This is a genomic window from Vibrio sp. SCSIO 43155 (assembly GCF_023716605.1).
Classification (GTDB): Bacteria; Pseudomonadota; Gammaproteobacteria; order Enterobacterales; family Vibrionaceae; genus Vibrio; species Vibrio harveyi.
Map to the genome: position 1 here is coordinate 1752078 of NZ_CP071852.1, position 24491 is coordinate 1776568.

At 43.9% G+C, this 24491-nt stretch carries 30 protein-coding genes; 19 read left to right on the top strand and 11 right to left on the bottom strand.

Annotated elements, in window-relative coordinates:
- Positions 1 to 5 precede the first annotated feature (5 nt).
- Together J4N44_RS07870 and ttcA are read left to right on the top strand one after the other, a co-directional pair.
- A complete protein-coding gene (locus J4N44_RS07870; RefSeq protein ID WP_005445785.1) occupies positions 6 to 668 on the top strand; it encodes a DUF2987 domain-containing protein in 663 nt (220 codons plus the stop codon).
- Between the two features lie 198 nt (positions 669 to 866).
- On the top strand, positions 867 to 1760 hold the full coding sequence (ttcA, locus tag J4N44_RS07875) for a tRNA 2-thiocytidine(32) synthetase TtcA (protein ID WP_009697794.1): 894 nt from the start codon (positions 867 to 869) through the stop codon (positions 1758 to 1760).
- A 111-nt stretch (positions 1761 to 1871) separates the two neighbouring features.
- Here ttcA and uspE read toward each other — a convergent pair whose 3' ends face one another.
- From uspE to ccoN, 10 genes are all read right to left on the bottom strand, one after another.
- On the bottom strand, positions 1872 to 2819 hold the full coding sequence (uspE, locus tag J4N44_RS07880; protein ID WP_005445783.1) for a universal stress protein UspE: 948 nt from the start codon (positions 2817 to 2819) through the stop codon (positions 1872 to 1874).
- Between the two features lie 181 nt (positions 2820 to 3000).
- Entirely contained in the window at positions 3001 to 3747 is a 747-nt protein-coding gene (fnr, locus tag J4N44_RS07885) for a fumarate/nitrate reduction transcriptional regulator Fnr (RefSeq protein ID WP_005445781.1), read from the bottom strand.
- 90 nt (positions 3748 to 3837) lie between these two features.
- Positions 3838 to 4515 carry a sulfite exporter TauE/SafE family protein gene (locus J4N44_RS07890; protein WP_005445779.1) on the bottom strand — a complete coding sequence of 226 codons (678 nt, stop codon included), beginning with the start codon at positions 4513 to 4515 and terminating at the stop codon, positions 3838 to 3840.
- Between the two features lie 9 nt (positions 4516 to 4524).
- Positions 4525 to 4689 carry a cbb3-type cytochrome oxidase assembly protein CcoS gene (ccoS, locus tag J4N44_RS07895; protein WP_005429857.1) on the bottom strand — a complete coding sequence of 55 codons (165 nt, stop codon included), beginning with the start codon at positions 4687 to 4689 and terminating at the stop codon, positions 4525 to 4527.
- Positions 4690 to 4703: 14 nt separating this feature from the next.
- Positions 4704 to 7067 carry a heavy metal translocating P-type ATPase gene (locus J4N44_RS07900; RefSeq protein ID WP_252045059.1) on the bottom strand — a complete coding sequence of 788 codons (2364 nt, stop codon included), beginning with the start codon at positions 7065 to 7067 and terminating at the stop codon, positions 4704 to 4706.
- 4 nt (positions 7068 to 7071) lie between these two features.
- A complete protein-coding gene (locus tag J4N44_RS07905; protein WP_069687126.1) occupies positions 7072 to 7548 on the bottom strand; it encodes a FixH family protein in 477 nt (158 codons plus the stop codon).
- Between the two features lie 89 nt (positions 7549 to 7637).
- Positions 7638 to 8612: a cytochrome-c oxidase, cbb3-type subunit III gene (gene ccoP, locus J4N44_RS07910; RefSeq protein WP_005429865.1), complete on the bottom strand. Its 975-nt coding sequence runs from the start codon at positions 8610 to 8612 to the stop codon at positions 7638 to 7640.
- Positions 8612 to 8785 (bottom strand): cbb3-type cytochrome oxidase subunit 3, encoded by a 174-nt coding sequence (locus J4N44_RS07915; protein WP_005429887.1) that lies wholly within the window; start codon positions 8783 to 8785, stop codon positions 8612 to 8614. The genes ccoP and J4N44_RS07915 overlap by 1 nt, the downstream gene beginning before the upstream one ends.
- A gap of 9 nt (positions 8786 to 8794) precedes the next feature.
- Positions 8795 to 9415, bottom strand: a complete 621-nt coding sequence (gene ccoO / locus J4N44_RS07920) for a cytochrome-c oxidase, cbb3-type subunit II (protein WP_009697800.1) — start codon at positions 9413 to 9415, stop codon at positions 8795 to 8797.
- Between the two features lie 12 nt (positions 9416 to 9427).
- Positions 9428 to 10855 (bottom strand): cytochrome-c oxidase, cbb3-type subunit I, encoded by a 1428-nt coding sequence (gene ccoN, locus J4N44_RS07925; RefSeq protein WP_005445771.1) that lies wholly within the window; start codon positions 10853 to 10855, stop codon positions 9428 to 9430.
- A gap of 256 nt (positions 10856 to 11111) precedes the next feature.
- Here ccoN and J4N44_RS07930 point away from each other — a divergent pair, with 256 nt between their 5' ends.
- The 3 genes from J4N44_RS07930 (at position 11112) to J4N44_RS07940 (ending at position 14489) form a co-directional block, all read left to right on the top strand.
- A complete protein-coding gene (locus J4N44_RS07930; protein WP_005445770.1) occupies positions 11112 to 11468 on the top strand; it encodes a hypothetical protein in 357 nt (118 codons plus the stop codon).
- 113 nt (positions 11469 to 11581) lie between these two features.
- Complete coding sequence (locus J4N44_RS07935; RefSeq protein ID WP_005445769.1) at positions 11582 to 12769, top strand: FIST signal transduction protein; 1188 nt, start codon at positions 11582 to 11584, stop codon at positions 12767 to 12769.
- The gene (locus tag J4N44_RS07940; RefSeq protein ID WP_252045060.1) at positions 12759 to 14489 is read left to right on the top strand and encodes a response regulator; all 1731 of its coding nucleotides are present in this window, start codon (positions 12759 to 12761) and stop codon (positions 14487 to 14489) included. The genes J4N44_RS07935 and J4N44_RS07940 overlap by 11 nt, the downstream gene beginning before the upstream one ends.
- 168 nt (positions 14490 to 14657) lie before the next feature.
- Here the strand turns inward: J4N44_RS07940 and J4N44_RS07945 are convergent, their stop codons facing one another.
- The gene (locus J4N44_RS07945) at positions 14658 to 15026 is read right to left on the bottom strand and encodes a DUF3693 domain-containing protein (RefSeq protein ID WP_017190164.1); all 369 of its coding nucleotides are present in this window, start codon (positions 15024 to 15026) and stop codon (positions 14658 to 14660) included.
- Between the two features lie 193 nt (positions 15027 to 15219).
- Between J4N44_RS07945 and J4N44_RS07950 the strand changes: the two genes are divergently transcribed.
- The 14 genes from J4N44_RS07950 to J4N44_RS08015 all read left to right on the top strand — a co-directional run bounded on the left by J4N44_RS07950 (position 15220) and on the right by J4N44_RS08015 (position 24458).
- Positions 15220 to 15840, top strand: coding sequence for a 3'-5' exonuclease (locus J4N44_RS07950; RefSeq protein ID WP_252045061.1), 621 nt, complete (start codon positions 15220 to 15222; stop codon positions 15838 to 15840).
- Positions 15841 to 15845: 5 nt separating this feature from the next.
- Positions 15846 to 16118: a hypothetical protein gene (locus tag J4N44_RS07955; RefSeq protein WP_252045062.1), complete on the top strand. Its 273-nt coding sequence runs from the start codon at positions 15846 to 15848 to the stop codon at positions 16116 to 16118.
- Between the two features lie 2 nt (positions 16119 to 16120).
- Positions 16121 to 16336 carry a hypothetical protein gene (locus J4N44_RS07960; RefSeq protein WP_009697828.1) on the top strand — a complete coding sequence of 72 codons (216 nt, stop codon included), beginning with the start codon at positions 16121 to 16123 and terminating at the stop codon, positions 16334 to 16336.
- Positions 16320 to 17465 carry a replication initiation factor domain-containing protein gene (locus J4N44_RS07965; protein WP_005445761.1) on the top strand — a complete coding sequence of 382 codons (1146 nt, stop codon included), beginning with the start codon at positions 16320 to 16322 and terminating at the stop codon, positions 17463 to 17465. Before J4N44_RS07960 ends, J4N44_RS07965 begins: the two co-directional genes overlap by 17 nt.
- Before the next feature lie 3 nt (positions 17466 to 17468).
- A complete protein-coding gene (locus tag J4N44_RS07970) occupies positions 17469 to 17825 on the top strand; it encodes a DUF1293 family protein (RefSeq protein ID WP_017190168.1) in 357 nt (118 codons plus the stop codon).
- Positions 17826 to 17828: 3 nt separating this feature from the next.
- The gene (locus tag J4N44_RS07975; RefSeq protein ID WP_045487871.1) at positions 17829 to 18056 is read left to right on the top strand and encodes a hypothetical protein; all 228 of its coding nucleotides are present in this window, start codon (positions 17829 to 17831) and stop codon (positions 18054 to 18056) included.
- Positions 18057 to 18061: 5 nt separating this feature from the next.
- On the top strand, positions 18062 to 18304 hold the full coding sequence (locus J4N44_RS07980; RefSeq protein ID WP_005445757.1) for a hypothetical protein: 243 nt from the start codon (positions 18062 to 18064) through the stop codon (positions 18302 to 18304).
- A gap of 168 nt (positions 18305 to 18472) precedes the next feature.
- On the top strand, positions 18473 to 19963 hold the full coding sequence (locus J4N44_RS07985) for a hypothetical protein (protein ID WP_252045063.1): 1491 nt from the start codon (positions 18473 to 18475) through the stop codon (positions 19961 to 19963).
- 1 nt (position 19964) lies between these two features.
- Entirely contained in the window at positions 19965 to 20309 is a 345-nt protein-coding gene (locus J4N44_RS07990) for a DUF2523 family protein (protein WP_050904235.1), read from the top strand.
- Positions 20310 to 20313: 4 nt separating this feature from the next.
- Positions 20314 to 21699 carry a zonular occludens toxin domain-containing protein gene (locus J4N44_RS07995; RefSeq protein WP_252045064.1) on the top strand — a complete coding sequence of 462 codons (1386 nt, stop codon included), beginning with the start codon at positions 20314 to 20316 and terminating at the stop codon, positions 21697 to 21699.
- On the top strand, positions 21699 to 21857 hold the full coding sequence (locus J4N44_RS08000) for a hypothetical protein (RefSeq protein ID WP_171904771.1): 159 nt from the start codon (positions 21699 to 21701) through the stop codon (positions 21855 to 21857). The genes J4N44_RS07995 and J4N44_RS08000 overlap by 1 nt, the downstream gene beginning before the upstream one ends.
- 664 nt (positions 21858 to 22521) lie before the next feature.
- Positions 22522 to 22746 (top strand): helix-turn-helix domain-containing protein, encoded by a 225-nt coding sequence (locus J4N44_RS08005; RefSeq protein WP_252045065.1) that lies wholly within the window; start codon positions 22522 to 22524, stop codon positions 22744 to 22746.
- Positions 22747 to 23298 carry a hypothetical protein gene (locus J4N44_RS08010; protein WP_252045066.1) on the top strand — a complete coding sequence of 184 codons (552 nt, stop codon included), beginning with the start codon at positions 22747 to 22749 and terminating at the stop codon, positions 23296 to 23298.
- Complete coding sequence (locus J4N44_RS08015; protein WP_252045067.1) at positions 23295 to 24458, top strand: DNA cytosine methyltransferase; 1164 nt, start codon at positions 23295 to 23297, stop codon at positions 24456 to 24458. Before J4N44_RS08010 ends, J4N44_RS08015 begins: the two co-directional genes overlap by 4 nt.
- Positions 24459 to 24491: the final 33 nt, after the last annotated feature.

Consider the following 24491-nt stretch of genomic DNA (forward strand, 5'->3'; position numbering starts at 1 on the left):
ATCGGATGAAGAAGTTAAGCCTAAGTTTACTAGGCAGTGCGGTACTGGTCTTAGCATCGCCTGCAACTCACGCGCAAGAATACATGTTTACGTATTCCAAGCTCTACACACAATTGAAGAACAATGCGAAAGAAGGGCACGATGATGTTAAAGTCGGTGTGTTTTTTGTGGATGCAGATACCAAGCAACTGTGTGAGATAGAAAAAGCATGGATGGAAAAAGAAGAGCATTACGAAGAGTTTGTGATTCCAGCTTCTAAAGAGCTTCCAATTCCGATCGATAAGAACTTAAAGTCTGCGAACCCGCTTGTCTTCGTCCAAACACCAAAAGATACTCGATGTGATTATTCTTTAGTTGTAATGACCAAAGAACCATTACAGGGTAACGTATCTTACGAACAACTCACGCCTTTGATGCCTCAAATGCAAGCATTACTTGAAGATCTAGGCGGTATGTTTGCTGGTTGGTTTACACCTCAAGTACAAGGTGTGACGATGGAGTTTGCTGATGCTCTTAATGATACGATTACCTTCTCTAATGGGACAGAGAAAGCAATCGTGGATGGAAAAGTTCAAGTTGCACTGAGCGAAATTGGTGAAGGTGGGCACATGACACTCCCTCAACCAACAACTCGTGTATTACCTTATCTTCCTAACGCGAAAAAATAAGCGTTAAGAAAAGCAAGAAGGGTCGCAACTGCGGCTCTTTTTTATTTCCAACGTACTCTCACCATTTTTTCACACTATTTATTGACGACTCCATCACACAAACATTTAATCCTGCGCAAAAAGCTCGTATAATCCACGCCCCAAAGAAACCCATGTTAGGAAGCCCTGGTCGATTTATCGGCGATGTGAGAGCCCGCAATGAACCAAGTAGATACAAGAAAAGAAACCCTAGAATTCAACAAGCTTCAGAAACGCCTAAGAAGAAATGTTGGAAATGCCATTACTGATTACAACATGATCGAAGAAGGCGATGTTGTAATGGCATGTATTAGTGGTGGTAAAGATTCATTTGCGATGCTTGATATCCTGCTGAATCTACAAAAGGCAGCACCAATCAAGTTTGAAGTGGTCGCAGTTAACCTTGACCAGAAACAGCCAGGTTTCCCTGAGCACATTCTCCCAGATTACTTTGAAACGCTGAACATTCCTTACTACATCGTAGACAAGGACACTTACTCAGTCGTTAAAGAGAAAGTGCCAGAAGGCAAAACGACGTGTGGTCTATGCTCACGCCTTCGTCGTGGTACGCTTTACTCGTTCGCAGAGAAGATCGGAGCGACTAAATTGGCACTTGGTCACCACATGGATGACATTGTAGAAACAATGTTCCTGAACATGTTCCATGGTTCTCGCCTTAAAGCGATGCCGCCAAAACTTCGTTCAGACGATGGTCGCAACGTTGTGATTCGTCCTCTTACTTACTGTCGTGAGAAAGACCTGATCAAATACGCAGAACACAAAGAGTTCCCAATCATTCCTTGTAACCTCTGTGGCTCTCAAGAGAACCTTCAGCGCCAATCGATTAAAGCAATGTTGATCGATTGGGACAAGAAAACGCCTGGTCGCGTAGAAGCGATCTTCAAGTCAATCCAGAACGTAAGCCCAAGCCAGCTTGCTGACCGCGAACTGTTTGACTTTGAAAACCTTCCACTAGATCGTGAAGGTAACCGTGAAGAATACGAATTCAGCGAAGCGATTGTGTCTTCGACGAACATTGACGAGTCAATGTTTATCGATGTCACCAACATTTGATTCTAGGAGGCTAAGTTAGCCTCCTTTTTATTACGTGTATAACGCAATGATAGACATAAAAAATCCCCCAGTTATTGGGGGATTTTTATTTCTGGATAACGTTACAACTTATTAAGTTGCCGTATTTGGATCAAGTGGACTGATATAACCGTTTGGTTTCAATGCCAGTACGTCACAATTGATCTTATCAATCACATGCTCAGCCGTGTTACCAATAAACACTGCAGAAAGCCCTGTGCGTCCGGTTGTACCAAGAATAACCATTGCCGCATTTAGCTTTTCAGCCGTTGCAGGGATGATGTCTTCTGGTAAGCCTTGCTCAACGATAGTTTGCTCTTCATCCAGTCCGTGTTTTTGGCGAAGCGCTTTCATTGCTGTTAAGTGATGACCACGCACTGCGTCGGTATACGTCGTTGGGTCAAACTCAGGCAATTCGATCGTGATATTCGCCGGTGTAACCGGATAAGCATTAACAAGATACGGGTCTGCATCAAGACGATTAGTGATTTCTTTTAGACGCTCGACCATCGAATCGTTCAAGTCAATGTGCGTAGGGTTTTCAGAACCAACATGGACAGAAGCAAGAATCTTCGCATGCTCTGGCCAATCAGCATTTTTAATCAAAAGTACAGGGATAGGGCACTTACGCAACAAATGCCAATCTGTAGGAGTGAAAATGACGGATTCTAGAACATCGTGTTTACGCGTTCCTTTAATAACGATGTCGTGACCGCCAGCAAAGACTTCAGCAATGATCGCTTCATATGGGCGATTATGCCAAACAACACAAACATCAAAGTCGAAGCTATCGTCTAAATACGGTTGGGCTATCTTACGCATCCATTGTTCACGTTGGTGGATAACACCGCGACGCATAGCATCTCTTTCATCGACCGACAGCATTGAGGTCATGTCATACGAAAAATCGTAGATTGACAGAAAGAAAGTGATTCGGCTTCTGGATACACTTTTTCGAGCGAGTTGAACTGCTCTTGCAAGTGCTGGCTGCTCATCATTATTGATGTCAGCAACAACAAGGATCTTACTGTATATACTCATATCTAAGCCCACTTATTATTGTAAAACCAAATACTGAATATAAGGTAAATCAGTATATTGGAGTACACAAGGTACATTTTTACTGTAGCTCAGTTTGGGGAAGAATTTGAGGACTTTCGAAGGGATTTTGGAAGAAATATGATGTAGCTCATTTTCGAGCTACATCAATTGATAGGGCAAATTAGTCTTTGCTGACGCCAGCAAGTTCCATCAATGCATCGTGATCTAAGATGGTGATGTACTTACCTTTTACGCTCAGAATTTCAGATTTCTGGAAGCGACCAAGTAGGCGGCTGATGGTTTCAACTGTTAGACCGAGGTAGTTACCAATATCACCACGAGTCATGGTTAGACGGAACTCTCGAGGGCTAAAACCACGTTGCGAGAAACGTGTTGATAGGTTGTAAAGGAAAGCCGCAAGACGTTCTTCAGCATTCTTTTTAGAAAGCAGAAGGATCATTTCTTGGTCACCTTTAATTTCGCTACTCATTAGACGCATGATCTGCTGACGAAGCTTAGGCATTTTGCCTGATAGGTCATCAAGGATTTCGTAAGGAATCTCACAAACCATTGAAGTTTCAAGTGCTTGAGCAAAACTTGGGTGTAGATCGCCCGTGATTGCGTCAAAACCTACAAGGTCACCTGCTAAATGAAACGCAGTAATTTGCTCATCGCCTTGTTCTGTAATGGTGTAGCTCTTGATTGTGCCAGAGCGGATAGCGTACAGAGATTTTAGCTCATCACCTGCTTTAAAAAGCTCTTGGCCTTTTTGGATTGGCTTTTTACGCTCGATGATTTGATCCAACTGATCCAGTTCAGACTCGTTTAGAGTGAACGGAATACACAGTTGGCTAATGCTACAATCTTGGCAATGAATCGCGCAACCACCTGATTGGATACGCTTTGTTGCAGGTTTTTCAGAAATCATAACAACCTTTCACTATTTGATATACATCAATATTTTATCACCGCTTACTTCTAAAGGGTAGCAAAAAAATGATGGAAAACGACTTTGATGCTATATGAAACCAAGCATTCGCATCGCGCCGGCGGCAGTATACATGCCATAGCTTATTAGGATTAATGCAGAGATGTTTCTAAATATTAACGATTTTTGCAACTTCTGAAAATGGCTCGCACCATATCCGATGGCAAGCATTGATGGAAGAGTTCCGAGACCAAACGACAGCATGATTAATCCGCCGTTTAAAGCGTCTCCTGAAACTGCAGACCAGGTTAACGCCGAGTATACTAGTCCACACGGTAACCAGCCCCAAATAAAGCCAAATGGAAAGGCATACATTGGGTGCTTCAGTGGCAACAAGCGTTTTCCTGCTGGAGAGATGAACTTCCAGATATGTTGACCAGCTTTCTCAATAACAAGCAGTCCTTGCCACCATTTTGCGATATATAGGGCGACTAAGATCATGAAAAGCGCGGCGACAAATCGAAGCCAAGCGAGAGACTGGGTTAAACCGCTCAACTCTGAAAGACCTGATATAGCACCACCAACAATTGCGCCAATTAACGCGTAGCTTGCGAGTCTGCCAACGTTATAGAAAAGGGGAATAGAGGAAGAAGGTTTATTGTTCGGTGCGCCCATGGAGAGTAGAGAGGCGATACCGCCACACATTCCCATGCAATGACCAGCCCCAACGAGACCGATCATAAATGCACCAATAAAGTCTGGGCTCATAAAATAACGCTATTGTTTTTTATTATTTGGTTTTTCGTCTTCATCAAGAAGAATGTTGTGACCTTGTCGCTCTAGATCTTCAAACTGGTCGCTACGAACAGCCCAAAGAAAAATAGCAACGGCGACACAGACCAACACAATGGCGATAGGGATTAATATGTAAAGACTTTCCATGTTTGATCTCTCACTTACTTCTCTTTAAGCAGTCGCAACGAGTTGGATACAACGATAATAGAACTCGCTGACATACCGACTACGGCGACGTAGGGGGCGACTAAGCCTGCAACAGCAAGCGGCAAAATTAGCAGGTTGTAGCCCAAAGACCAAGCCAAGTTTTCTCGAATTATCTTTCTTGTACGTATTGCAAGCAACCTTGCTTCTAATAGCTTTTCTAAATTATCGCCTAGGAGCGTCATATCTGCAGAAGCTTTAGCGACGTCCGTACCACCACCCATCGCTACAGAAAGGTGCGCACCAGCCAGCGTAGGCGCATCATTGATGCCATCGCCAACCATCATGGTGATATCGTCTTGATCTAGTCCTTTAAGATACGCGAGTTTGTCTTCTGGTTTTGCCGATGCGATCACATGGTCGATACCCATTTCATCTGCAACAGGCTGGGCATTTTGTAATGAATCGCCTGTCAATAAAGTAGTTGTAATACCAGCGTCAGCAAAGCGTTGGATGAATGCTTTACTCTCTTTACGAATGGGATCTCGGTAGTAAAAGGTCGCCACATGTTCTTCGTTTACAGAAAGATACACAGCATTGCTTTCATCTCGGTTTTCACCAACAACAAAATTAGCACTGCCAATTTTTACTGTCTTGTTGTTCCAAACACCTTGAATACCAGAACCAATGACGTTTTGAACCTCATCGACGTAGATATCTTCATGACCAAAACCAGAAAATGCTCGTGCGATAGGGTGATTTGCATGCGCCTCAAGTGCCGCAGCAAGAGCTAATGCCACTGACTTATCTAACTCAGCTAAAGTTTTGGTTTCACTAATCTCGATATCGCCTTTAGTCAAGGTGCCGGTCTTATCCACGACAAGATGATTAATCTTACACAGCGTTTCGAAAACATGCCCTTTACGTAACAAGATACCAAAGTTACCCATACGAGAAGTTGCACACGTTAACGCGGTTGGTGTCGCTAGAGATAGGGCGCATGGACAAGTAGCAACCAGAACAGAGAGCATAATCCAGAATGCATCATCGGGTTTAGTTTGGTGCCAGTAGAACCAAGTTCCTGCAGAAATGATTAAAATTGCGCCAACAAAATAGCGCGCTACTACGTCGGCAATTTCTGCGATTTTTGGTTTGGAATGTTGGGCTTCATCTTGAAGACGAACGATATTAGAAATCATTGAATCTGCTTTAGAATTCGTCACTTCAAGTTCGAACGATTCGTCTCCATTTAATGTTCCCGCGTAAACTGCATCTCCTGCTTTCTTAACCACGTGAACAGATTCGCCGGTCAGCATCGATTCATCGATATGGATACGACCAGAAATCACTTTACCGTCGGCAGGAATATGTTCGCCAGGAAGAACGCGAATGCGATCGCCAACCTTTAGGGTTTTCACCGGAATTTGTTCACCGTCTAGTGTTGTCGCTATTGCAGGGATTAACTTAAGAAGGTTACCGCTAGCCGCAGCTGCTTTGCGACGAGCGCGCATTTCTAAGAATCGACCGACCAACAAGAAGAAGGTAAACATCGAGATAGATTCAAAGAACACTTCGCCTTGCTCAGTCACTGTTGCGACTAAGCTCGCCACATAAGCAAAAATCAGTGCAATGGAAACAGGAACATCCATACCAAGGGTTCGACCTTTGATACTTCGCCATGCATTGAGGTAAAAGGGAAGCGCTGAATAGAGCAGTACAGGTGTTGCGAAGATTAAGCTTACCCATCGAAAGTAGTTTTTAAACTCTGGCTCCAAATCGCCAAAAACTTCCAAATACAATGCTACTGCAAGCATCATTACTTGCATGGTTGCAAGACCTGCAATACCTAAACGATAAAGGTACTGTTTCATCGTATGGTGGTAGGCAGCTTCTTGCTTGTCTGCCTCAAAAGGTGCTGCTTTGTAACCAAGCTTGTGAATCAGTGATAGTAACTCGCTCAGACGTACTTGTGTCTTATCCCATGCAAGTAAAGCTCGGTTAGTGGTGGTATTTACACGAATAGAAACCAATCCTTTAACGCCGGAAACTTGCTTTTCGATCAGCCACGCACAAGCAGCGCAGGACACGCCTTCTAAAGAAAGGGTTACTTCAGAAGTGTTCTCGTGGTTACGAACGAACTCTGACTGAACGTCCTCATTGTCATAATGGATGAGAGCTTGGAGTTGCTCGGGGACTAGATCCGCCTTTTCTGCTGGCGCAGTTCGATATTGGTAATAGGAGACAAGACCACTATCAACAATGGTTTGCGCCACCGTTTCACAACCCGGGCAACACATGTCGCGAATTTCACCTAATATTTCTACTTTGAAATCCGTGTTGGCTGGTACATCTTCACCACAGTGATAACAGGATTTACACATAGGCTTACTTCATTAATGTTGTTGGTTGTGCTGGGAATTCGACGCGACCTTGAATCATCCATTCTTTGTTATGCGGTTCAAGCTCAACGAACCAAGGACCTTGAATAGAATTTTCTGGCGTTAAACGATAGTTACCTTTCGCATCAGCAGTAAGTAGCTTAGTGAAATCGCGGTCTGGCAATGTACGGTGCGTGAATGTCGCTGTTAGTGCAGGGAAGTGCGGTAATTCACCTTTATTGAAAGAGATAACCACTGTGTTGTTATCAGACGAAATAGTAGCGTTAAGACCAAGGTCACGAGCGACATTCATTTTACTGATATCGATATTGATGCCTTTGCCTTTTTTATAGTAATCCTCGGCGACCAAAGAAACAGAGTTATTGGCGAATACGACCACTGTAACGATTGTCCATACCACAACAGTTAGAGGCAGGATGATCAGGAACCACGGCCAAAATTGTTTATACCAAGGCTTTACCATAAAAAAGTTCTCAACAGCTAAATGAAAAAATGTAAGGCTTTAAATTTAAAGGAAAGACAGCCCCTATGAAAGGGGCTGTTATTGAAATGTTACTTATTGTCAGAGTTGCTTAAACTCCAGACGTATGCCGCGACAAGTTGAACTTTGTCTTCGCCTAGGATGTCCTTCCAAGCAGGCATTACACCAGAGCGACCGTTCATAACTGTTTCTGTTACTGCAGCGCGTGAATCGCCGAATAACCAATCTTGGTCAGTTAGGTCTGGTGCACCTACAGCAGGGTTGCCTTTACCATCGGTGCCGTGACAAGCTGCACACACAACGAAACGAGCTTTGCCGGCTTCCGCTTCACGTGCGTTCACTTTACGACCAGAAAGGCTTAACGTGTAGCTTACGACTTCTTGAACACCTTGTTCACCAAGTGCATCTTTCCACGCTGGCATCTGACCGATACGACCTTGCATGATAGTTGTAACGATAGCCGCTGGCTCACCGCCGTATAGCCATGCGTCGTCAGTTAGGTTAGGGAAACCTTTTTGACCACGAGCATCAGAGCCATGACATTGCGAACAGTTCTGTAGGAACAAACGTTGACCAACTTTAATTGCTTCAGGATCTTGCGCAATCTCAGGGATAGGGCGTAGACCATCTGCGTTGTGAGCAAGTGCGCGGAATGCTTCACCGAAGTATGCATCAGCATCATCTAGCTCTTTAGCGTATTGGTTAAGTTGCTTGTTTTCTTGTGCTCGTGCGATGGCTTCTTTCGACTCTTCCAACGTACGTACAGTTTGATCTGAACTCTGCCAGTTTAGGACACCTTTGAAGCTACCTAGACCTGGAAATAGGGTCAGGTATACAGCAGCAAACACAAACGTGCTCACAAACAAGTATGTCCACCATTTTGGTAGAGGGTTATTAAGCTCGCGAATACCATCGTACTCGTGGCCCATGTCTTCCCCTTCCTCGACGCCCATTTTGTCTTTAGCGCACCAAGTCAGGAGGATCGCACAGCCTACTAGCGTACCGACAGTAATCACGATAATCCAGAGACTCCAGAATGTAGTCATTACTTCTTCACTCCTTGGTTATTTGGGGTCGTTTGTTCTTCGTCAGCAAACACCAAGTTAGCATCTTCCTCAAAGCGTGCTTTACGCTTCTTACCAAATGCCCACCATACAATGCCAATAAAACTAGCGAAGAGCACAACGGTATAAATACTATGAATTGTACCGAAATCCATATGACCCCCTTACTTCATTGCATGACCAAGAGACTGAAGGTAAGCGATGATTGCATCCATCTCTGTTTTACCTTCTACTTCTTTAGCCGCATTCGCGATTTCTTCATCCTTATAAGGGACACCGAACTGGTCACGGAAGATTTCTAGTTTCTTCTGTGTCAGCTTGCCGTCTAGTACGTTCTCTTCAAGCCAAGGGAAGCCTGGCATGTTTGATTCTGGTACTAGCTCTCGCGGGTCAATAAGGTGAACACGATGCCATTCGTCAGAGTAACGTCCACCTACGCGTGCCAAATCTGGACCTGTACGCTTAGAACCCCATAGGAATGGGTGTTCCCAAACGCTCTCACCAGCGACAGAGTAGTGACCGTAGCGCTCTGTTTCAGAACGGAAAGGACGAATCATCTGGCTGTGACACACGTTACAACCTTCACGGATGTATATGTCACGACCTTCCATTTCCAGAGGAGTGTAAGCTCGTAGATTTTCTACAGGCTCCGTCGTTTGCTTCTGGAAAATCAGAGGAGTGATTTCAACAAGCGCACCCCAACTGATTGCAAAGACGATGAAAATAGCCAACAAACCGACATTGCGTTCTAGGATTTCGTGGCGATTATTCGAATTATTACTCATTCTTTAATCTCCTTATGCCGGTTGAGGGATAGCTTTTAAGCTTTCTTTAGGCGCAGTTACCGTCTTGTACGTGTTGTATGCCATTAAGAACATACCTGATAGGAAGATGAAACCACCTAAGAAACGTACGAAGTAGAACGGGTAAGATGCTTCTACAGATTCTACAAAGCTGTATGTTAGTGTGCCGTCAGAGTTAACTGCGCGCCACATTAGACCTTGCATTACACCTGAGATCCACATCGCTACGATGTAAAGAACAGTACCGATAGTCGCCAACCAGAAGTGAACATTGATTAGGCTTACAGAGTACATACGCTCTTGACCAAATAGACGAGGGACAAGGTGATATACAGAACCAATTGAAACCATTGCAACCCAACCTAGTGCACCAGAGTGAACGTGACCAATGGTCCAGTCTGTGTAGTGCGATAGCGCGTTTACTGTCTTAATAGACATCATTGGACCTTCGAAAGTAGACATACCGTAGAAAGACAATGAAACGATTAGGAAACGTAGGATAGGGTCGTAGCGAAGCTTATGCCATGCGCCAGACAGCGTCATGATACCGTTGATCATACCACCCCAAGATGGAGCAAATAGAACCAAAGACATCACCATACCAAGAGACTGAGTCCAGTCAGGTAATGCTGTGTAATGCAGATGGTGAGGACCAGCCCAGATGTATAGGGAAATCAGTGCCCAGAAGTGAACGATAGATAAACGGTAAGAGTAAACAGGACGTTCAGCTTGTTTAGGGACAAAGTAGTACATCATACCTAGGAAACCAGCGGTCAGTAGGAAACCTACCGCGTTGTGTCCATACCACCATTGAACCATTGCATCCACTGCACCAGAATAAATCGAGTACGATTTACCAAGTGACACAGGGATAGCCATGCTGTTCACGATGTGAAGTACTGCTACTGTTAGGATAAAGGCACCGAAGAACCAGTTAGCCACGTAGATGTGAGAGGTATTACGCTTGACCAATGTTCCAAAGAACACGACTGCGTAAGATACCCATACTATCGCGATTGCGATATCAATAGGCCATTCTAACTCAGCATATTCCTTACCAGAGGTTAAACCTAAAGGTAGGGTGATTGCTGCGGCTAGGATAATTGCTTGCCAACCCCAAAAGGTGAAGGCAACGAGTGGGCCACCAAAAAGACGTGTTTGACAGGTGCGCTGAACAACATAATAAGATGTTGCGAACAGAGCACTGGTACCAAACGCAAAAATTACCGCATTAGTATGCAATGGACGTAAACGACTGTACGTCAACCACGGCGTATCAAAGTTTAGCTGTGGCCAAACTAACTGAGCGGCAATCAAAACACCAACAGCCATACCAACTATGCCCCATAAAATGGTCACAAGGGTAAATTGGCGAACGACTGTATAGTTGTAGTTTTGTTCAAGCTGCTTTACTTGGCTCATTTGCATGCTTCCAATTTCTAATTAACTACACTTTACTTCCAACACGACTTGCGTCGTAACACCACCCAAGTAAACTCTAGAATTCAAGTGTTATCATCACTTTATTTCTATTGCTGACTTTAATAAAAAGTGGCATTTTCAGCGTGACACTATACTTGAATTAACATTTCAATGACAGAGTAGTAACCTTACAAGACCTCTGGAAATCATTTTTTATTTAAAAAGTTTGAAGTTTGTAACAAGGATATTAGGAATTATGGCCGCACAAAAGTTAACAAAGGCGAGACTTGCACAAATCTTAATCATGCTCAGTCTTTTAATCGGTGCCTTTTTCTGGCGCACCTTTACTTATGAGACGAGCAAAGAGGTGGACTGTTCACAAAAACAACGATGTGATGTAACAATTGGTGTATCAAAAATCACTATAAATAAGACTTCGAAAGGCTTTTCAATCGAAAGCCCAGAAAATCGCAGTATAAAAATTGATCTAAATCAATCTGGTGAATTTATTAATCTCAACGATAAATATCGAGACATCAATTGGAATAGTATTTCGGAAACAAAAGCGATTAATATCAAATTAAATGAAAATATTGTCCAAGTTCATTTATAAATCTGATCTGACGCGAGATAATTGCATCTTGTTTATGCAATTAATGCTTTCTTGCCTAGCAGTAAAAATTTGCAGTGGTATAACAGTAAAGTGATAACCAATAATAAAACCGTATGCAGTGCCAATCATTATTTACTCATATCACCGACGAATATTTAGCGATAGAAGAATTTCGCTCTGAACTCAGTGAGGAGAATCTCTCACATATCATTTGCTACTACACTGAAGAGTACGACTTCAGAGCAATTCAGTACGCATTCTCCGACCTGTTCCCTGACATTCCATTCCATGGTGCTAGCTCATGCCAAGCTATCATGACTAACCATGGTTACCATCAAGGTCCTACCATTGCGATACTCGCGATCTATGACTCAGGTTTACATTCTTACGGGACAGGAATTTCAACTTATAGTACGGATATTGAATCCAGCGTAGACCAAGCGCTGAATATGGCTTTATTTCATGCAGATAGAGTAGGTGAGGTTCCTAACTTAATTCTCTTACATGCGACACCCGGGAATGAAGAATCTGTCATAGAATGCATTGACAGTCGGTTCGGAACATTAGTCCCAATCATTGGTGGTTCTGCTGCTGACAATAACATTGAAGGCAATTGGTCAATTATTACCTCTCAAGGGTACGAACAAAATGGCGTGAGCTTAACGTTGTTTTACTCCTCACAGCCGGTCGATATCGCATTCAGCGCAGGACACTCGCCAACAGGGATAACTGGTATTGCGACGAAAACGAAAGGTCGCATCTTACTCGAGATAGATAATCAACCTGCTCTCGATGTATATCGAGCGTGGACAAATCATCAAGAAACACAAACTGATAGAGAAAGCTTCCTGTTCACTAACTCAAGTGCATATCCGTTAGGGCGCATCGCGGGTCAATTGTATGAGAGACCTTATTACAAACTCTCACACCCGATAAGAGAAACTGAACAAGGTGGCATTGAGCTTTTCACCGATATTGAAGAAGGCGAAATGCTAACGTTGATGCAAGGTAGTCGCCAGCATCTTGTCGCAAGAGCGGCGAGAGTTGTGAACGCTGCATTCAATCAAAAGTTAGAGGAATCTCGAAAAATAGGGGTGATCAATATCTTTTGTGCTGGTCCTATGTTGCACTTAAAACAGGACATCAACAGTGTTTGTGAACAAATTAATCAGGAATTAGAGAACCTGCCTTTTATTTGCCCGTTTACTTTTGGTGAGCAAGGAAGATTTATAGGTGGTGAGAATGGACATGGAAACCTGATGATATCATCAGCGATATTCCATAAACCTTATGAAAGATAAATATTTAGAGATATACCAGCAGGAAGCGTTACAAGAGGCACTTGTCGAACTCAAAGAGGCAAGGCAACGTGAGAAGTTATTGGCTGATGAAAACAAAGCCATTCTGTCAGCAATCTCTGCAATGAGTGAAGCTCGAAACCGTCACGAGATTTTCTCCGGTCTAAACAGTGTTCTAAAGAAGTACATTGATTTTGATGACTTCATCGTCATTACTCGCGACTGTAATAGACAAAACTTCAAGACGTTATTATCAACAAATAGTGTTTTTGATAGAGCAGATTGGTTACCGGGTAACGCGTCGGAAAGGGCTCTTAATGGCGAATGTATTTTGTTGTTCGAGCCTATGCGATTAAAGGAGTTTGAGAGCTTAAACTCCTTTATTAAAAGCCACGTGAATTCAATGCTACTTACGGGCATTCGATCTGAAGTAACCCAGACTATTATCATCCTTGTTGGAGCTCAAAAAGGTCACTTCAGTATTGAAAACAAAGAAACGTTAAGGCGTTTTAGACCCTTAATTGAAAGGGCTGTTATCGATATTGAAACCAAAGAAAAGTTACAACGTATCGTTGAAGTGAGGACGTCTCAATTAGCACGGGCTAGAGAAGAAGCAGAAAGAGCTAACCAATCGAAGTCTGAGTTTTTGGCCATGATGAGTCACGAAATTCGAACGCCTTTGAACTCAGTTCTGGGGATGTTAGACATCTTGAGACAATCAACTTTAACCGATGCCCAGTCAGACGTATTGAACCAAATGGAATGCTCTGCAGATTTGCTATTGGCGATTATCAGCGACATTTTGGATTTATCAAAGATAGAGTCAGGAAGCTTTCATTTAAATGAACAGTGGACAGACTTAAGTGACGCGGTAACACTAATTGTTTCTCAACAAAAACAAGTGGCTACAAGCAAAAGTTTGAGCTTTGACCTACACTGCAATCTAGATAGAAATAAACAGTACTGGATTGATTCTACTCGTATATCGCAGGTGCTTTTTAACTTGATTGGAAACGCGATTAAGTTTACAGACTTTGGAGATGTGCATGTTTCTGTGCTAGAAAGCAATGGTGAAATCATCATATCTGTCGCAGATACTGGGATAGGAATCCCTCAAGCTAAAATTGGTCATTTGTTTACAGCTTTTCATCAAGGCGACAGCTCAATTACTCGTCGATTCGGTGGTACCGGGCTTGGACTTGCCATCACCAAACACCTTGTTGAGATGATGCGAGGTTCAATTTCTGTAAAAAGTGAAGAGAGAGTCGGCTCTCATTTTACAGTCAAAATCCCGGTTCTTACCAGGACTAACCAAGAAAGACCGGTAAAGATAGAATCAAGTCAGCCATCAAAGTCGACCAACATTTTAGTCGTGGAAGATACTGAATCTAACCAGTTAGTGATAAAGCTTATTCTGAATAAACTCGGGCACAATGTATTTATTGCCAGCCACGGCGCGGAAGCCTTATCGTTTTTGGAGCAACAAACACAAGACATCGATATCATTTTAATGGATGTGTCGATGCCCGTTATGGATGGCATTACAGCGACAAGACTTATCAGAAAGAAAGGAATCAAAACACCAATCATCGCATTGACTGCACACGCGCTTGAGAGTGATAAAGCGACATGTATGAAAGCTGGCATGGACGGATTTGTATCAAAGCCAGTTCGCAGACAGGATATCTACGAAGCGATCCATTCATTAGTGGAGATCGCGTAGCGAATTAATATAGATCTTAACAATCGTAAGATTATTAAGATCTATATTAAGTATTTTATGGTAAATCGCGGTTATGTTTAATGACACTAATAAAAAGCCTCATATTTTAAAATCTGAGAGGGATAGGAGCCCAAACGAAGAAAGAATTGGCGTACGTTGATATTCTATTTAACATAATATACATAATGCGCACTGAATTGAGGATTCCACTGGGCTTGAAAATGCTACGGCAAATCCTGCACAAGCCATTGAAATACTTGGTAATCCAAGCCCATTAAATTTTTTTGCTATATTCGTCCACAGCGTTTGAGCTTCGCAAGATTTTGCTTTATCCAGCGCTAATCCAACTAAAGCCTTTTCTTTGTCTTCACCAATTGCTTCTGCAAGCATAAGTATTTGGTTTTCATTGAGATAAGTTCTTCCTTTACGTACCTCAGTAATCATTTGTGGACTTACACCCAAGTCATGGGCGATTTGTTTGTATTGCACATACTTCATCTGCTCTTTGTAAGCATCAATGAGTTGGTTCGTGTACATTTTTGAATTTCCTATCCAAGCATCAATCACTTCATTTTAGTTCTTTAGCACAAGATTTGCTGTATTGACGGTACATAAAACTCTGTATTTAATCAGCACAGAAATTACTGTATTTGACCGCCTTGGTACGGGCGTTTGCCCTTGACGCTTTCGTCTGTCCTTGGTGGTCGCTCTCAACGGTCAAGGTGTTGCTATGAAAAAACTGTCTACTGAAAATGCGATCATTATCGATACGGAAACTACTGGCTTAGGTTTTGATGCAGAAATTGTCGAGTTCACTGCTATCTGTGCTGACTCTGGTAAAGTTATCGTGAACGAGCTGGTTAAACCGACTTGTTCCATTCCTGCTGAAGCGACAGCAATTCATGGTATCACCGATGAAGATGTTAAGGACGCGCTCGACTTTCATCTTGTTTTTTCAAACCGTTTTCTTCCGCTTCTTAACGGTCGTCCAATCATCATCTACAACTCAGATTTTGATACGCGCTTAATCATCCAATCGTTAGACAAGCACTGTAACTCTGCTTACGTCCAATCCGTTGAAGATTTGTTTTTCAAATTCTGTGTTCCTCATTGCGCAATGCTTTGGTACGCCGAGTTCTTCGGTGCTTGGAATGACCAGCATGAAAATTACAAGTGGCAATCTCTGACTAACGCGTGTGCTCAACAACATGTCGATGTGTCTGATTTAACTGCGCACCGAGCGCTGGCTGACTGTGAAATGACTCGTCGATTGATCCACACGGTTAACTCACAGCTTGAAAACCAAACCAATCAAACCTGTGACGGCGTCACTAATGTTTTCTCGGAGTGATAACCATGGAACGTGATCACTCATTTACATGCTTAGTTCTTCTCGCGGGTTTCATCGCTGCGGTGTTCTTGTTTTATCAGAACAATTACATGGACGCTACGGCTGAGTCTTACGCCAAAGTCCAAACGTGGGTTGATGAACATCCATCAGCAAAACCTCTGTTAAACGAGCTGTTGAGCGATGGCAAGTTAACGCCTAACGAGGTCGCTGAAATCCGTATTTTCATCAGAGAAGAGCCAAAACGTCTTCTTATTTCTCAGGCAACTGAGGCGCGTTAACCATGAACGAAGCTCAAATCATCTATTACGACTTGCTGCCTGATTACACGGTTTCCGTGTTGGTCAAAGGCTGTGATGAATGGGATTTGCTTAAGTCGATGTCTCATCTTGAGTCTTGGGCTTCGTCTCAATTTTTATCTTACGAGTTGGTTTCTATCACCAATACAACTTACCAAGAGCGCGTTGATTTAGGGGTGTTTGATGACTACTGCAACTAACATCCTCAAGAAGTTCGATGAGCAATCGGTTCATATTGACTACCTATGTTTTACATTTGCCGTCAAGGACTTACGCCATTGTCATAACGCGCTTCAACGTCTGCATAAGCATGAGGAATACCGAGGATTAGCGCCTAAATCACTGTTACAGCGTAACTGTAAGGCACCTAAGTTCCCTGCTCCACCTCAGTTTAATTCGACCATTGCTAAGACGGCAGATGAGATTAATGCGTACAACGACGCCTTTGAAATCTGTTACCGAAACTACTTAGAAGAATGTCTTCGTATTTTCACCAATCAAGTATTGGGCTTGTCGCTGTCTGCGCCTCGTGGGCTCGGTTTTCAGTTCTACACCGAATCTATGAAACTCACCTCAGCGAATGGCGAAGACTTCTGCGGTTTCGTTGGTATCGGTGGCAACAATGACACGGTGCATTTTCAGATTAACGGTAAAGGCTGCAAGCATGTCTTTGCCCGTCGCGCGCCTTGGTCACTGCATGATTGGCTGACTAACGTGTTGGGTGTGCAAACATTGGCGCGTGTTGACCTCGCTTATGATGATTACGACGGGATTTTTGATTGTGAATACGCGCGCACGGCCTGGAATGACAATGCATTTCGAACGGCTGAACGCGGTCGCAGTCCAGTGCTGCATGTCGACCATACCATTGCTGGCTATCGCGATGGTCGCCCTGATTACACCAAAGAGCAATATTCGATTGGCTCTCGTACCTCTCGCATTTACTGGCGTGTCTACAACAAGGCACTTGAGCAGAAACTCGCGAACACGGGATTGGTTTGGTATCGCTCCGAGGTCGAACTTAAAAAATGGAACATCGACGTTCTGCTCAACCCAGCTGGTGCATTCGCTGCACTGAATGACTTCTCGGCGTCGATTTCTACCGCAAAGAAATTCAATACAAAACCTGTCCCGACCAAACGCGCGGCGTTAGACCTGTTGGCTTCGGCTCACTGGATGCGTCGTCAGTACGGGAAAATTCTCAACTCTTTAATCGAATTCCATGAGGGTGACATTGAAACCGTGGTCGGTTCCCTTGTCCGTGATGGAACGAAATTCACCTTCCCCGATACCTACGGCAAGTTGGTGACTCACATATTGGAGACTTAACAAATGGCTAAATCTGTTTTTGTTCTAGGCATGGACATCACTTGGAACTCAGCACGTGGTGACAGTGCGCAACTGAACGTGTCACGTCCATTACGTGAAATTAACTCGGAGAAATTCAAGCGTCGCACCATTGGCGAATCGGGTGATGTTAACCCGCAATGGGATCAACCTTTGATGATTGATCATACTTACGCCCTGCTCCTTGAACGCACTGGCGCGCTTGTTCCTCGCCGTGAATACGAGCTGCGTTTGGAAATCAATCCAGACGACCCATTGGCCGGTGCGATTGTGACGGAGTTGATCCCCGTCGACCAAGAAATCAAAAAGCACTTTGAAACTTCAATGAAAGCGCAGGGTTAATCCATGCCTATTTGTGTCGATGTTACTCGTCGTGGTTGGCTTCAAGCCACTGGAGAATCTACTCAGCACTGTAGTTCTTACGTGATGATGTCGGTCACTGACTTCAATCAATATCAAGAGCCTGTCGCCTTCAATAGCGACCTGTTCTTATATGTAAGTGGCGTGCTTTTGGTCAACATGATTGTTGGGCATTGGTCAGGCCGTGTTGTTCGCCTTATGAGTAAAAGGTAATTCTTATGAAAAAACTAGAACTTGTTGTAAATAACGTAAAAAGCGCCGTGGTAAACAAGAAAGTCGCGGTGGGTGCTGCGCTTATGGTCGCGTCGGTTTCGCCTGCATTTGCTGACGGCATCACCGATGCCATCACAGCGGCTACAACCAGTGGTCAAGCTAACGTATCGTTGACGGTTGCAGGTCTTATCGGTATGGCGGCACTGGGCTTTGGTGTAACGATGATTGTTGGCTTCCTTCGTAAGTAACGGTTCGTCTCTATGCCTCCGATATCTGGTAATTTACTTGGGGATGTTCTCGCTATCGTTCTAGGTGTTGCTTTTGCGGGGGCATTTCTCCATGGCTTTGTGAGTGGCATCAATACTCACTAATCAGTGAATCAGGGGGCTTCGGCTCCCTTTTTTCTTGGTTGTTCTATGAAAAAACTACTTCACATCCTGCCGTTACTTTTGCTGTCCTTTTACGCAAATGCTAACCAAGTCTTTTATGCCAAGGTAACCAGCTTCGTTAACAGCGCTGAAGAGCCGCTTGCTCGCCAATGTGCGAACATCGGTGTGGGCTCTTATATCGGTTATTCCTCGGGTAATAAAACCATTCCTCTTAGGAAGATTTTGCCTAACGGCATCAACTGTATTTCTATCCAAATCGGTCCTTCTGCTTCGGTTATTTATACTCGTAACTCGGTTCAACATCGGATTTGGTTTAACTGGGAGTTTCAAGATACCTGCCCTGAAAATCAGGAATACAATCCGACTACCCGATTGTGTGAATCTCAATGTGAGTTTGGTGAAAACCCTGACGGCTCTTGTATGGATGCTTGTCAGTTCAAGCAGTCTGTTGATGAACAAAAGCTGCTTCATTGGTCAGCGTATGTTTATGGGCCTGAAGTGACTGGCGCTTGTTATGGTGATTTCGGTGCTACTCGATGTGAGTTGCGTCGTCCTCCGGTTTCAGTGACGGTATGTACTGATGCGGATTCTGGTGAGTTTACGCAAAACACGACTTGCACGTCACAGTTTGTCTTTACTGGAAAACAATGCGATGGCGGCACACTATTTTGGGGAAAGAATGGTCCAGATGAGCCATTTGATCCTGATAACCCTGACGACCCTGAACATAAACCTGATGACCCTACGGGTGACATCGAAGACCCAAGCGTCTTACCCGATGACTCCACCAATACGGTGACGCCTCCTGATGTGAATGACAAGCCAGATGTAGAAGACCCGGACACCGATGGTTCAACAGACACGGCAGTTCTTTCCGCGATTAAAGGGCTTAATGCTGACGTGAACAGTGGCATTCATGACTTAAACGTCGATGTGAATGAATCCCACGCCAAGATTAACAATGCGGTCATTGACCTAAAAGCCTCGGTGGTCGGCAACACGCAAGCCATTCAAAAGCAGCAAATCAACGACAACAAAATTTACAACAACACCAAAGCGCTCATCCAACAAGCGAATGGTGACATCACCACTGCCGTCAATAAGAACACCAACGCAACCGTCAAAGGACTCAAAGAACTTGATGCTTCCGTTGGCGACTTGAACGGCAATTTAGATGACATCAAAGGACTGCTTAAGGGCGGTAACTTTGGCTCTCCCAATGGTGAGGACGTTGCCGAGGTTATCTTCTCTTCAGATGACTTCGTATCGATAAACGAAACCATTCACGACAAGCGTCAATCGATTCAAGATTACGTCGACCAAGTGAAAGGTCTGGTCTCTATCAGCACCAATTTTAATAACGGCTCACTCAGTGATAAGTCATTCACCGTTAAAGGCACTACGGTTGAATCGGGTTTACAACGTTTCGATTCGGTCTCTGGCTATGTTCGCCCAGTGGTGCTGTTTATCTGCGCTTTGATAGCACTTTGGATCTTGTTTGGTCCTAGGAGTAAATAACATGGATTACATCTACGCAGCTTTAGAGTTCATTGCCAATGTTGGTCAAACGCTGCTCGACTTCATTCAAAACATCCCTGACCTTATCATTAATTGTGTCGAGTATGGTGCGCTGTGGTGCATCTCCGTTTGGCTTGATATCAAAATCGCATCGATTCAGATTTCATTGAGGATCGCGCAGACGTTATTGGCAGACTATGGCGTCTATACCTTGATTGAGAGTAACTTTAATTCCCTTCCCTCTGACGTGCGTTACATCCTGACTCAGTACGGGGTGACGTCTGGCTTGCGGGTTATCTTTGACTCGTTCGCCGCTTCGCTTGTCATGCGCTTCTTTAACTGGTGATAACATGGCAACTTCATTTCGATACGGTCATGGCGGCTCTTACAAATCAGCATGCGCAGTATGGTTTGACCTACTTCCGGCACTTCGTGAAGGTCGAGTCTGTATTACCAACATCCATGGTATGCAGCCCTTAGAAGTGATCGAGAAAAGACTCGGTGAGAAGTTTCCTGACAGTGCTCGCCTTATCCGCATTAGCTCTCGAAACCCTGACGGCTTCGAGCTTTGGAAGTACTTTTTCTGCTGGGCGCCTATTGGCTCTTTTATCCTCATCGATGAGTGTCAGCAAATCTATTCCACTAATGCTGGCTTCAAGATGGCGAACATACACAAGCGCCCTTTCACGGACTTTGAGCCTCACTTACCGCAAGGGTTTTCAGAAATTTTCCATTCTCGCTGGCTTACTGTAGATACATCCAGTTTAGACCGTGGTGAAGTCGATGACTGTCAACGTACCCGCTTTGATGAGCAAGGACGCATCATCTATCCCGAGAACTTCAACAACGCGTTTATGGAGCATCGCCACTACAACTGGGACATTGTGTTACTGACGCCCGACTTCGCTCAAATCCCTAAAGAGTTAAAAGGCGTCGCCGAGCTGGCAAAGCAACACAAAGGGAAAGACGGGATCTTCTTTTCTAATCGTAAGCCAAGAATATTGGAGCATGACCCGCTTCGCACCGTCACAGTACCAAGTAAAGATGATGTGGTTTACAACCTGAAAGTCCCTCTCGATGTGCATTTGCTCTATGCCTCTACGGTGACTGGGCAAATCACTAAATCGGGGCTTGGTAAGAACATCTTTCTTAATCCTAAGTTCTTAGCCGCTGTGGCTATCTTCATTCTTTCTATGGGATATTTAACGTATGCGCTTATTGGTATTTTTTCTGGTTCTGAGGAGACATCTTCGCAAGGAACGCCAGCTCATCAAACTTCGCAGCAAGGTGCTGTTTCATCTTCAAACCGTCAAACGCGCCCTAATCAAAACCATGCGGTTCATTCTGTCGTGGGTTCTGGTGGTTCTGATTGTTCGGGCGCTGGTTGCGATGGTCGGTCTTATTATGATGTAGGCTCGGTTCCAGCTTGGTTCCCACTATCGAATTCTGAAAGTATCTATGTCTCAGCGGTTGAGCGCTGGTACAAGAAAAAGGTCGTTTACGTGAATGTTCATTTCGAAATCACCACGCCTAGAGGTGTGTCTTATCTTGATGATGTGTTCCTAAAGAAAGTCGGCATTCAGATGGAATACCTCGACGATTGCTTGGTGAAGCTATCGGACGGCGAATCTAACTTTTTTGTGACGTGTTCACCCTATGAGCAGATTGCGCAAAACCAGAAATCAGACATTGAGCTCAAGCCTGTTGGTGGGCTGTTTGGAGGCGATGAAAGCTAATGAACGAATACGTAACCCATGGGCAACTGCTCGAAATCATCGAACTGTTTGACCATCTCTCCATGCTTAACGCGATCATAGTCATCATCGTTTACGATCTCTTTCGTAGTGGTGTTCGAATGCTGTCTGACTATCTGAATAAGGAAAGCGGACAATGAAGATGACACCGGAACGGTTTAATCGTGCGGTCTATAACTCCCCGCTTGGCGCGTTCGTTTTAGTTGGACCACCGACATTTGAGCAGCTTCAAGAACGTAGGCTATTTGTTTTACGGTTTGAGATAGCGATGAGCAAAGCCGTATATGGTTAGAGCGGATTGGGCATCGCCCCGACCGAAGGGAGTCACCGAGATATAAGGAGTTGCGAAGCGACGACGAAGCACCGAGCCACCCACTACTGTCGATCTTGGGCACTTGCTTAGACTGGCGAGTGTCCCTATCTGCCCAAGCCTAAATAGGTAATACCACCCCTCGCCCTGCCGGAATCTGCCTTGCAGAGACTCACCACATCAAAGGCGTTCGAACCTACTGGAACAAACCGAACCATCAACATCAAAGCTTTGCGAGTGTCGAGCAAGGCTTTTCCTGTATCAGATGAGACCTACCGACCAGAGCGCGTAGCAAGTGAGGACGGGCTAGGACGATTGCGCTACGTGCGCGGGAGGTCAAACCCCCGAATCTGTATTACGGGGGTAAATTCCACCATTCTTCAACAAAGCTTAATATTCCACTTATCAACCAATTATAAATCCATGCTACTTATAGTCTGTAGACTCATAGTGTTCACGACATCAAGATCGTCTTTCAAACAACGGGGGGCTATATGAAAGACGAAGAAGAGCTGCTCAAAAATTTTGGTATGCGCGTAAAAAGCTTCAGGATTGGTCTAGGCATAAGTCAGGAAAGACTTGCAGAGTCTAGTGGTTTGCATAGAACTTACATCGGCTCTTTAGAGCGTGGGCAACGGAATGTCAGTTACTTAAATATTTTAAAAATAGCTGCTGCTTTGGAAATCTCCGCTAGCGTCCTACTTGAAGGACTAGATTAAATGAACAACATTGACCGAGCAGTTGCTCTTTATTTAGAGCACATATATGACAGAAATAAAATTGAGTTATTGCGATCACATGGTTTAAAAATAGCAGGTTCAGTACCTTCAGTGATGTGGGAATTATTTGGTTCTGTATTAACTGGTCGAAACTCTATTGGTGTTACTGGTGCGGATTTACAAGGGTGGGAAGTTAAATCTGTAAAGCAAGGTGGCTCATATGAATATCAATATCATTTGAACACGGGTGCACAAAAGCTGGATGAAGATTGTGAGGTAAATCATCTATTTTGCAGCTATTCTCCTACATATGAAAATGTTGTCGTAAGAGTTATGACGGGCGAAGATTTACGTTCTAAATTCTTTGATATTTGGAGACCTCAATACGCTGCGAATTATAACTCAAGCGTTCCAGCGGCGCAGAGGCGTCAGCGCTTTCGTAAAAACATCCCTTTTGGTTATGTTGAAAATAATGGCATATTGGTATTAGAGATAACAAACGGTACACTTACATACCGAAATGATGAGGTTATACCTAGGTTGAATAGATGAAGACATTTTGTGAGTTTTTTGCCGGTGTTGGACTTTTCCGTGAAGGGCTAGAGTCTTATGGTTGGGATTGTCAATGGGCAAACGACATATCCCCGGATAAGAAACAGGTCTATGTAGATAACTACGGTAGTGATCATTTCTGGCTTGGTGATATATGGGATGTATTATCTACCGAATCTCAATTACCAAAGAGCTCGTTTTTGTACACCGCTTCATTTCCTTGTACAGACTTGTCTGTCGCTGGTAATCGAGCCGGTTTAGCAGGTGAAGAGTCTGGTACGTTAGGTGCGTTGTTTGAGATTCTTAAATACAAACAACACGAGGGCAATCTTCCAAAAGTCGTGTTACTAGAGAACGTAAAAGGTTTTCTTACATCTCATCAAGGTCAAGATGTAATAGATACAGTGGGCTCTCTTTCTGACCTGGGCTATTATGTCGATATTGTTGAGCTCGATGCTATTAACTTTACTCCTCAAAGTCGCCCTAGAGTATTCGTTGTAGCTGTTTGTAAGGAAATTGCATCACAAGTGATGCATTTGAAAGATAATGTGACAGACGATTTTTGGTGGTCTTGCTTCGACAAAACTCCTATGCTCAAGTCCAGCAAGTTAAAAAATATCATCAAATCTAGCTCATCTCTGAATTGGGCTTTGTTTCCATTACGCGAACCGGTCCCAACTAGTGAGCGTCTTCTTGATGTTGTTGAAAAAATACCAAGTAATTCTTATTTGTGGTGGAGCGACGCTCGAAAAAATCATCTTTATAGTCAGATGAGTAGCTTGCATTTAGCTGAATTAGAAAGGATGGTTAATTCCGAACGTTTAAGCTATGGCACAGTCTATCGCCGGATGCGAAAAGGTAAGTCTATGGCGGAATTACGCACAGATGGTTTTGCAGGATGCCTTAGAACTCCAAGAGGTGGTTCAAGTAAGCAAATTGTAATTGAAGCCGGTAACGGGGAATGGAGAGTAAGGTTATTAACACCAAGGGAGTATGCAAGACTTCAAGGGTTAAGAGACACCTTTATACTTCCAGATAATGCCAACAAAGGTTATTTTGCTATGGGAGACGCAGTTTGTGTTCCTGTAATAGAATTCATAGCCAGAGAAATCTTAGAGCCTGTCTTTGAAGCAGTGAAGCAGCAAAGAACAGCAGCTTAGAATTAGCATTTAAGAGGCTCCTTTCGGAGCCTT

Coding starts and splice junctions, on each gene's coding strand:
- J4N44_RS07870 (WP_005445785.1), top strand. CDS start 6: ATGAAGAAGTTAAGCCTAAGTTTACTAGGCAGTGCGGTACTGGTCTTA.
- ttcA (WP_009697794.1), top strand. CDS start 867: ATGAACCAAGTAGATACAAGAAAAGAAACCCTAGAATTCAACAAGCTT.
- uspE (WP_005445783.1), bottom strand. CDS start 2,819: ATGAGTATATACAGTAAGATCCTTGTTGTTGCTGACATCAATAATGAT.
- fnr (WP_005445781.1), bottom strand. CDS start 3,747: ATGATTTCTGAAAAACCTGCAACAAAGCGTATCCAATCAGGTGGTTGC.
- J4N44_RS07890 (WP_005445779.1), bottom strand. CDS start 4,515: ATGAGCCCAGACTTTATTGGTGCATTTATGATCGGTCTCGTTGGGGCT.
- ccoS (WP_005429857.1), bottom strand. CDS start 4,689: ATGGAAAGTCTTTACATATTAATCCCTATCGCCATTGTGTTGGTCTGT.
- J4N44_RS07900 (WP_252045059.1), bottom strand. CDS start 7,067: ATGTGTAAATCCTGTTATCACTGTGGTGAAGATGTACCAGCCAACACG.
- J4N44_RS07905 (WP_069687126.1), bottom strand. CDS start 7,548: ATGGTAAAGCCTTGGTATAAACAATTTTGGCCGTGGTTCCTGATCATC.
- ccoP (WP_005429865.1), bottom strand. CDS start 8,612: ATGACTACATTCTGGAGTCTCTGGATTATCGTGATTACTGTCGGTACG.
- J4N44_RS07915 (WP_005429887.1), bottom strand. CDS start 8,785: ATGGATTTCGGTACAATTCATAGTATTTATACCGTTGTGCTCTTCGCT.
- ccoO (WP_009697800.1), bottom strand. CDS start 9,415: ATGAGTAATAATTCGAATAATCGCCACGAAATCCTAGAACGCAATGTC.
- ccoN (WP_005445771.1), bottom strand. CDS start 10,855: ATGAGCCAAGTAAAGCAGCTTGAACAAAACTACAACTATACAGTCGTT.
- J4N44_RS07930 (WP_005445770.1), top strand. CDS start 11,112: ATGGCCGCACAAAAGTTAACAAAGGCGAGACTTGCACAAATCTTAATC.
- J4N44_RS07935 (WP_005445769.1), top strand. CDS start 11,582: ATGCAGTGCCAATCATTATTTACTCATATCACCGACGAATATTTAGCG.
- J4N44_RS07940 (WP_252045060.1), top strand. CDS start 12,759: ATGAAAGATAAATATTTAGAGATATACCAGCAGGAAGCGTTACAAGAG.
- J4N44_RS07945 (WP_017190164.1), bottom strand. CDS start 15,026: ATGTACACGAACCAACTCATTGATGCTTACAAAGAGCAGATGAAGTAT.
- J4N44_RS07950 (WP_252045061.1), top strand. CDS start 15,220: ATGAAAAAACTGTCTACTGAAAATGCGATCATTATCGATACGGAAACT.
- J4N44_RS07955 (WP_252045062.1), top strand. CDS start 15,846: ATGGAACGTGATCACTCATTTACATGCTTAGTTCTTCTCGCGGGTTTC.
- J4N44_RS07960 (WP_009697828.1), top strand. CDS start 16,121: ATGAACGAAGCTCAAATCATCTATTACGACTTGCTGCCTGATTACACG.
- J4N44_RS07965 (WP_005445761.1), top strand. CDS start 16,320: ATGACTACTGCAACTAACATCCTCAAGAAGTTCGATGAGCAATCGGTT.
- J4N44_RS07970 (WP_017190168.1), top strand. CDS start 17,469: ATGGCTAAATCTGTTTTTGTTCTAGGCATGGACATCACTTGGAACTCA.
- J4N44_RS07975 (WP_045487871.1), top strand. CDS start 17,829: ATGCCTATTTGTGTCGATGTTACTCGTCGTGGTTGGCTTCAAGCCACT.
- J4N44_RS07980 (WP_005445757.1), top strand. CDS start 18,062: ATGAAAAAACTAGAACTTGTTGTAAATAACGTAAAAAGCGCCGTGGTA.
- J4N44_RS07985 (WP_252045063.1), top strand. CDS start 18,473: ATGAAAAAACTACTTCACATCCTGCCGTTACTTTTGCTGTCCTTTTAC.
- J4N44_RS07990 (WP_050904235.1), top strand. CDS start 19,965: ATGGATTACATCTACGCAGCTTTAGAGTTCATTGCCAATGTTGGTCAA.
- J4N44_RS07995 (WP_252045064.1), top strand. CDS start 20,314: ATGGCAACTTCATTTCGATACGGTCATGGCGGCTCTTACAAATCAGCA.
- J4N44_RS08000 (WP_171904771.1), top strand. CDS start 21,699: ATGAACGAATACGTAACCCATGGGCAACTGCTCGAAATCATCGAACTG.
- J4N44_RS08005 (WP_252045065.1), top strand. CDS start 22,522: ATGAAAGACGAAGAAGAGCTGCTCAAAAATTTTGGTATGCGCGTAAAA.
- J4N44_RS08010 (WP_252045066.1), top strand. CDS start 22,747: ATGAACAACATTGACCGAGCAGTTGCTCTTTATTTAGAGCACATATAT.
- J4N44_RS08015 (WP_252045067.1), top strand. CDS start 23,295: ATGAAGACATTTTGTGAGTTTTTTGCCGGTGTTGGACTTTTCCGTGAA.